This is a genomic window from Pseudogracilibacillus sp. SO30301A, assembly GCF_037072025.1.
Classification (GTDB): domain Bacteria; phylum Bacillota; class Bacilli; order Bacillales; family Amphibacillaceae; genus Pseudogracilibacillus.
This window is the reverse complement of record NZ_JAXHDD010000012.1, coordinates 80,959-89,358: the sequence shown is the minus strand read 5'-3', so window position 1 is coordinate 89,358 and position 8,400 is coordinate 80,959. Positions and strand designations below refer to the sequence as shown.

Annotated in this window: 6 protein-coding genes; 5 read left to right on the top strand and 1 reads right to left on the bottom strand. The window is 39.3% G+C overall.

From position 1 onward, the window contains the following. Positions 1 to 898: 898 nt before the first annotated feature. Positions 899 to 2,695 (bottom strand): oligoendopeptidase F, encoded by a 1,797-nt coding sequence (gene pepF / locus SPD89_RS08520; protein WP_336261528.1) that lies wholly within the window; start codon positions 2,693 to 2,695, stop codon positions 899 to 901. A gap of 141 nt (positions 2,696 to 2,836) precedes the next feature. Between pepF and SPD89_RS08515 the strand changes: the two genes are divergently transcribed. The 5 genes from SPD89_RS08515 to pdhA all read left to right on the top strand — a co-directional run bounded on the left by SPD89_RS08515 (position 2,837) and on the right by pdhA (position 8,399). Next, positions 2,837 to 4,264 carry a hypothetical protein gene (locus tag SPD89_RS08515; RefSeq protein WP_336261527.1) on the top strand — a complete coding sequence of 476 codons (1,428 nt, stop codon included), beginning with the start codon at positions 2,837 to 2,839 and terminating at the stop codon, positions 4,262 to 4,264. 55 nt (positions 4,265 to 4,319) lie between these two features. After that, positions 4,320 to 4,769: a nitroreductase family protein gene (locus tag SPD89_RS08510; protein WP_336261526.1), complete on the top strand. Its 450-nt coding sequence runs from the start codon at positions 4,320 to 4,322 to the stop codon at positions 4,767 to 4,769. Positions 4,770 to 5,043: 274 nt separating this feature from the next. Continuing rightward, positions 5,044 to 5,685: a GntR family transcriptional regulator gene (locus SPD89_RS08505; protein WP_336261525.1), complete on the top strand. Its 642-nt coding sequence runs from the start codon at positions 5,044 to 5,046 to the stop codon at positions 5,683 to 5,685. A 486-nt stretch (positions 5,686 to 6,171) separates the two neighbouring features. Further along, positions 6,172 to 7,311 (top strand): Leu/Phe/Val dehydrogenase, encoded by a 1,140-nt coding sequence (locus tag SPD89_RS08500; RefSeq protein ID WP_336261533.1) that lies wholly within the window; start codon positions 6,172 to 6,174, stop codon positions 7,309 to 7,311. 26 nt (positions 7,312 to 7,337) lie between these two features. Beyond that, positions 7,338 to 8,399 carry a pyruvate dehydrogenase (acetyl-transferring) E1 component subunit alpha gene (pdhA, locus tag SPD89_RS08495; RefSeq protein ID WP_336261524.1) on the top strand — a complete coding sequence of 354 codons (1,062 nt, stop codon included), beginning with the start codon at positions 7,338 to 7,340 and terminating at the stop codon, positions 8,397 to 8,399. Position 8,400: the final 1 nt, after the last annotated feature.

The following is an 8,400-nucleotide window of genomic DNA, read 5'->3' as shown; positions in this document are numbered from 1 at the left end:
ATGTCGAGTCGATTCTCAAGATGTTGAGTGGATTTCCAAGATGTTGAGTCGATTCTCAAGATGTCGAGTGGATTTCCAAGATGTCGAGTCGATTCTCAAGATGTTGAGTGGATTTCCAAGATGTCGAGTCGATTCTTAAGATGTCGAGTCGATTCTCAAGATGTCGAGTGAATTTCCAAGATGTCGAGTCGATTCTTAAGATGTCGAGTCGATTCTCAAGATGTCGAGTGAATTTCCAAGATGTCGAGTCGATTCTCAAGATGTTGAGTGGATTTCCAAGATGTCGAGTGAATTTCCAAGATGTTGAGTGGATTTCCAAGATGTCGAGTCGATTCTTAAGATGTCGAGTCGATTCTCAAGATGTCGAGTGGATTTCCAAGATGTCGAGTCGATTCTCAAGATGTCGAGTGAATTTCCAAGATGTCGAGTGGATTCTCAAGATGTCGAGTGAATTTCCAAGATGTTGAGTGGATTTCCAAGATGTCGAGTGAATTTCCAAGATGTCGAGTGGATTCTCAAGATGTCGAGTGAATTTCCAAGATGTCGAGTCGAATTCCAAGATGTCGAGTCGATTCTCAAGATGTCGAGTGAATTTCCAAGATGTCGAGTCGATTCTCAAGATGTCGAGAGGATTCTTAAGATGTCGAGAGAATTTCCAAGATGTCGAGTCGATTCTCAAGATGTCGAGTGGATTCTCAAGATGTCGAGTGAATTTCCAAGATGTCGAGTGGAATTCCAAGATGTCGAGTCGATTCTCAAGATGTTGAGTGGATTTCCAAGATGTTGAGTCGATTCTCAAGATGTCGAGTGGATTTCCAAGATGTCGAGTGGATTCTCAAGATGTCAAGCCCGAATCCCTTTAAAGAAAAAAACTCCTAGTCACTAGGAGTTTTTCGAACTATTGATAACTTTTTTCCAATTCATCAATCAGAGAACCGACATAAGCGACTGTGTCTTTTATAGCATCGGGTTTTGACATATCGACACCAGCTTTTTTAATCAACTCAAGTGGTCGCAATGTTCCGCCAGCTTTAAGGACATCAAGCCAGCGGTCAACTGCGTGCTGCCCCTCAGACTTAATTTTTTGTGCAACAGTCGTGGAGACGGTAAGCCCAGCTGAATATGTATATGGATATAACCCCATATAGTAATGTGGCTGGCGCATCCACGTTAACCCCGCTCCATCATCGATATCAACTGCGTCTCCCCAGAAGTTTTCAATCGCTTCTTTTTTCTCTCTACAAAGTACTTCAGCTGTTAGCGGAGTACCTGATTCGGCAAGCGCATAGACACGGCGCTGGAATTCAGCTTCAAGAAGGTGGGTAATAAAGTTATGATAGTATGTACCGAGCAATTCACTAATCACCCAACGCTTCATCCGTTTATCATTTGTTTTTTCAAGTAAATGGTCTGCAAGTAACAGTTCGTTTATTGTTGATGGTGCTTCTACAAAATAGGTGGATGGTCTAGTATTTAATAAATTTTGATATTTATTCGCTAAATAAAAATGACCAGCATGGCCGAGCTCATGTGCTAAAGTAAATGTGCCCCGCATCATGTTCGTCCATGTCATTAAAATATATGGGTGAGCTGCATATGGACTAGAACAAAAGGCGCCGGATTGTTTACCAATATTATCTGAATAATCTATCCATCGATCATCAAATGCTTTTTTCATTGCAGCACTATATTCAGGTCCCATAATGTCCAATGCATCTAGTATCATATCTTTTGCTTCATCATATGTTGTTTCCGGATTAAATTCGGGGTCAAGTGGTGCTTTTAAATCACAGAAGCGAATTTTATCTAATTTGTAGTCTTTTTCCACCAATTTAGCGTATCTTCTCATATGAGGCGCAAATTCTTTTTGAATCACATTCAATTGATTTTCATACATATCTTTCGTTACTTGCTGGTCTTGCAAAAGCATATCTATTACTGAATCGTACCCTCGTAGTCGTGCAATCGTAATTTGCTTCGTTACTTCTGTAGCGTAGGTTGCGGCATACGTATTTTTGTATTGCTCAAGGGTACGAATAAAAGAGTTATACGCATTTCTTCTTACGGTTGTATTTGGACTCATTTCATAACGGTCTTCATACAGTGCCTCAGACATTGGAAGTTCGTTTCCAGCTTCATCGGAAATTGGATCAAATTCCATATCGGATGTTTTACTACGTTCATAAATCATATGTGGTGCATCGTGTACTTCTCCAAGTGCCGCAAGTGTCTCTTCTATCTCAGGGGAAAGGGTATAGGCTTTTTTCTCCATTACATCCTCAAGCATCTTTTTATAGTTAAGGAGACTTTTCTCATCATTAAAAAATTGTAAAATTGTATCTTCGGAAATAGTTAGTAATTCTGGTTCAATAAAGGCTAGTTTTGATTGAATTTTCGCAAGAGCTGAGGCATTTTTTGCTGCATTTGCCTGGGCATCTGCATTCGTACCGTCCACGCTAAGTTGTAAAAATGCATATGTTGCAACACGCCCTAATCGTACATAAAAATCTTCATAAACTTCTAGCGCCGCTAGTAATTTTTTAGCACTTTCTCCAAGTTTCCCTTTAAATGCAACGACTTTATCGACATCTTTTATTACTTTTTCTAACTCTTTTTCCCATTCATCCGTTGAAGAAAAAAGGTCTGTCAAATTCCATGTCTGCTCCTCTGGTACATTTGCTCTTTCTAATCTCATTCAAAATCCCCTTTCAAAATTGTTATTAATTAACAGTGTATCGAAAAATGCATGAAAGGTCACCTAGTAATTGAAAAATGTACACACATACCTATGCGGAAACATAATCTATAGTAGAAAAAAGATAGGAGTGTAGAAAAGATGGTTTTAACACTGGCTCATTGGCTTTATTTATTTGGGACGGTACTCATTATTGTTACAATGCTATTTCGAAAAAATGTTGTCGTCCCGGCAATCGGTGTCACCTTCTTCGTTGCGCTAAGTTATACGGGATCATTAGGTGTTGCATTACAATCGACGTTCCGTGCAAGTCTCGTAGCAGCCAGTTCTCTATTTGATATATTTTTAATCATCGCAGTAATGACAGCATTACTCAGGTCGTTAAAAGATATTGGAGCAGATCAAAAAATGATCGTTCCGTTTCAAAAAGTCATGGTAAATGGGCATGTTTCCTATTTCGTTTTAATTATCATTACGTACGTTATTTCACTATTTTTTTGGCCGACACCTGCTGTTCCGCTCGTGGGAGCGATCCTCATTCCAGTTGCAATTAGGGCAGGTCTTCCGCCACTTGGAGCTGGGATTGCGATATCACTGGCCGGGCAAGGAATGGCACTGTCTTCCGACTATATCATTCAAATTGCACCGACATTAAGTGCTAGTGCATCAAATTTAAGTGTAAGTGTTGTTGCGGACCGTGCTTTAGTGCTATCTATTATTACGGGAGTTATTGCAATAGGTCTAGCATATTTGTTTTTACGAAAAAAAATTCAATCTCCGTCTGAAAATCATCTCAAAGTATGGGAAGAAACAGGGATGAAAAACGAATCAGACGAGGAAGAAACAAGCAAAAGTAATCAGATTTTCAACAAGAAAAAAGGAAATTTCTTTGCATTTTTAGTACCAATAGCATTTTTATTCATCGTTGGATATATGGTTTATTCAAAAGTTAGCGGTACAGCTGAAATGGAAGGTGGAGAGGGAGCAGCATTGATTGGTGGAGCAGCCTTACTTTTATTACTTGCTTCGGCGTTAACAAATAATATGAAGGAATCGCTTGAACAAGTAAGCAAGCATATAATTGGTGGCTTAATTTTTGCTTTTAAAGCAATGGGGATTGTGCTTCCAATTGCAGGGTTCTTCTTTTTAGGAAATGATGAAACAGCTGCCCCAATACTCGGGATGGCTGAAGGTGCACCAGCGTTTCTGTTTGAATTAATTTTAGCCGGTGAGCATTTAATACCGAGTAATGGTTTTCTGGCGGCGTTTGGTATGCTCTTTATTGGAATGATTACGGGTCTTGATGGCTCGGGCTTTTCGGGGCTTCCACTGACGGGTGCGTTGGCCGGTCCTTTAGGATCAACAATGGGAATAGATCCAGCAACCCTTGCAGCCATCGGACAAATGGGTGCGATTTGGGTTGGTGGCGGAACATTAATTGCTTGGTCGTCGCTCGTTGCTGTTGCGGGTTTTGCTCGAGTTCCAGTAATGGACTTAGTGCGAAAATGCTTTTTGCCAGTTGTTATTGGGTTAGTCTTGTCTACTTTATTTGCCGTACTGTTTTTCTAAAAAATTTCGAAGGTCTCAAGTTCGAGACCTTTTTTCATGTATAATAATACATGAGGTGATAGCAATCGATGTATTAGAGACCATAAAGAATCGGCGTTCCATTCATCATTTCAAAAAGGAAGAGGTTCCGGAAAACCTGTTAAGAGAAATATTTACATATGCATCATGGGCACCAACTCATTATATGAAAGAACCTTGGAATATTAAATTGTACCAAAAAGCTGGGAAGGAATCTTTTGTAAATGCGATCATCCAAAGCTATCAGCGTCTGGGTATGATGAAGTACAGCGGTAATAATGAAAAAACATTGCGTTCTATTCAATCTATCAAACAGTTTTTACTTGATATCCCGCACCACGCACTAATCTATTTACCGTTTGAAGAAGATCCTGTTAGGTACGAGGAGGAGTATGCAGCAGTTTGTGCATTTATCCAAAATGTCCAGTTGGCTGCATGGAAATATGGAGTAGGTGTGTTGTGGACAATCACACCTTATATGGCATGATCCAGAATTTGTACGAAAAATCGGGTTAAATCCGAGAAAACAAAAAATTGCTGCCGTTTTACAAATAGGGTATCCACAAAAAATTATGCCACCTAAAGCAAGAACTCCTATTGATGAAAAACTTGAAATTATATCGAGATAAGAGAGCAAAAGAAGGGTTGTTAAATGATGGCAATATAATGACTGTTTATTCAATTTATAACGGATATTCAAAAAATATAGTATGATAAGTATAGCGGAATAGAAGTACATAATTAAAAGGAGGTGTGTTGGGATGGGGCAAATCGTTAAACCAGAATCGCTTCATTTACAGGCATATAATATATTGAAACAATCGATATTAGATGGGAAGCGAGAACCTTCTGAGCGCATCGTTGAAGCAAAAGTTGCTGGGACTTTAGGGATCAGTAGAGGCCCGGTCAGAGAGGCAATTCGAATGCTCATCCAAGACGGACTCCTTGTCTATAATGATGGTTTTGTAAAAGTTTATGAACCTACAGTCGAGGATATTATTGAGATTTTTCAATGTCGAGAGAGTTTAGAGGCATTAGCCGTTAAACTTGCCATCAACAACCTAACAGAAGAAGTGACGGATGAGTTAGTGAATAATTTAGAAGCAACAAAAAAAGTGGTTGATCAAGCACTAGAATTGAAACAACTGGATCAACAATTTCATACGATAATCGTAGAAGCTTCGAATAATAAACATTTAATTCAGATGTTAAATATGATAAAAACAAAAATTCACTATATGCGAAATAGTATGGTAGGTGCCACATTTTATCCAACTTTGTTAGAAGAACATGAAAGATTATTTGAAGCAATTCAGAACAAAGATGCAACTAAAGCTGTTCAAATGATGAGTGAACATATTAAAAGAGGGCTAGACGGTGTCCTAAAACAAATTAATTACTAAAGGATGTTCAAAAAGTCCGGGAAAAATGACACTGCGAATTTCTTCGTTGACTTGCTTCTCCGCTCCTTGAAAAAGGAAAGCACTTTTTCTGCGTGCCAGATCTTTGCTCATGTATCTAAATGCGGCAGGGGAACTTCCGTTAAAACCGCCCACGTCCTGTGGGCAACACGGAAGTCATCACATCCTGTGAAAGTCCGCTGCTCGAAGCTTCGTCGCCTCGAACTTCTTGGTCCTTTTTATCCTCCTTTTTGAACACGCAATATTAGTCAAAGAAAAATCTTATTTTCTCAAATAAGATTTTTTTCTTTCACTATGTACGGTTGACAGTTAACGGTCAACCGCATATACTAAGAGTAAATTTAGGAATTAGTTGGAAACTCTAAATGTTATTTTAGATATATTTTAAGAACTAAATGTAAGAATAAAAATGTATCCGCTTTCATTCAGCTAGTTTCCGACTGAAAGATTTGGGAGGGGATAAGTTTGATGGAACAATTGGAAAAATCGAAAATGAAAAAGAAAGATATATTCGAAAAAATTTCCGGTCATGAGCAAGTGATGTTTTGTAATGATCCAAAATCCGGACTCAAGGCAATTATAGCTATTCATGATACAACACTTGGACCCGCTTTAGGTGGAACCCGTATGTATCCGTACGAAAGTGTTGAGGCGGCACTTGATGATGTGCTTCGTTTATCTGAAGGAATGACATATAAATGTGCAGCAGCAGATTTAGATTTCGGGGGTGGAAAAGCAGTAATTATAGGAGATCCACAAACAGATAAGTCACCCGCTCTTTTTCGCTCTTTTGGGCAGTATGTTGAATCATTAAATGGACGTTTTTACACGGGGACGGATATGGGTACGACAATGGATGATTTTGTGCAAGCGTTGAAAGAGACGAATTTTATTAGTGGTATACCCGAAGCATATGGTGGTGGAGGAGATACTTCCATTCCCACTGCCATAGGAGTTATATATGCGCTTAAAGCGACGAATAAGTACTTGTTTGATAATGATGCATTAACTGGTAAAACATATGCGATCCAAGGTCTTGGAAAAGTCGGTTTTAAAGTGTGCAAGCACCTATTAAAAGATGGTGCAAATGTTATTGTGACTGATCTTAACGAGCAAGCAATAAAGGAAATTGAACAAATCGGAAAGAAGTTAGGAAATCCTGTTACGGTTGTGAAGAGTAATGAGATTTATTCTGTAGAAGCAGACATTTTTATCCCTTGTGCGATGGGCGGAATCCTCAATAAAGACACAATACCCCAACTAACAGTAAGAGCCATTGTAGGTTCTGCAAACAATCAATTAAAATATGAATCCCTCATCCATGAACTACACCAAAAAAATATTTTATATGCACCAGATTATATTGTAAATGCAGGTGGATTAATTTCCGTTGCAGATGAATTATATGGAGCAAATCAAGAAAGAGTGCTCAATAAAACAAAGACTATCTTTTCATCTTTACTAGAAATTTATGAACAGGCAGCGTTAGAAAGTATTTCAACATTAGAAGCGGCTGACCGAAAGTGCCTAAAAACATTGGAGGAACAGAAAAACCGCAATAACTTTTTTAGTCGGTTTAAAAAGCCAAAATGGCATTTTAATGAATAAATAAATTGAGAGGATGATCGCTTAAAATGAAGGATAAATTTCCTTTAATGCAGTTGATAGATCAAGCGGGTAATATTGTATCAGAAGAATATAAGTCTGACATTACAGAAGAAAATATAAAGAAATTCTACTATCATATGCTGCGCTTACGAACGTACGATAGGAGAGGGAGGGCGTTACAAAGGCAAGGTCGAATCGGGACATATGTGCCTTTTGAAGGGCAAGAAGGGGCCCAAGTAGGGAGCGCTCTCGCTTTAGATGAAAAGGATTGGATGTTTCCGACTTACCGAGATCACGGGGCAGCACTTGCGTTTGGTGCGGAACTTCATCGTCTATTTCTCTACTGGAGTGGACGGGTGGAAGGGGCTGTTCCATCGTTAACAAAACGTATACTACCCGCATCAGTTCCGATCGCTACTCACTTACCACATGCGACTGGTGCTGCAATGGCTGACATGTATAAAGGAACAAAAAATGCTAGTATCGCCTATTTTGGAGACGGAGCAACCTCGGAAGGCGATTTTCATGAAGGGATAAATATAGCCAGTGTATTTAAGGCGCCTGTCGTTTTTTTTAACCAGAATAATGGCTATGCGATTTCGGTACCAATAGAAAAACAGATGAATTCAGAGACCATAGCTCAAAAAGCGGTCAGCTATGGGATACCGGGGGTTCGGGTCGATGGAATGGATGTGTTTGCTGTCCATCTTGCAGTAAAAGAAGCGCTAGACCGAGCGCGGCGTGGGGATGGTCCAACATTAATTGAAGCGGTCGTCATACGCTTTGGTGCCCACACGACGGCAGATGACCCGACCAAATATCGGGATCAAGAAAAGATCGAGCAAATAAGGGATGAGGTTGATCCAATTTTACGATTAGAACGGGTAATGAAAAATAATGGAATGTGGGATGGAGCATGGATTAACCAAACACGGAAAGAGATTGAAACCGAAGTAAACGAAGCGGTAGAACAGATGGAGGATTTTGATAAACCAAATCCTGCCGATATGTTTGATTATGTATTTGAAAAGGCTCCTTGGACGATTCAAAAACAGAAAGAAACATTATTAAGAAGGAGTGGATCGTAAA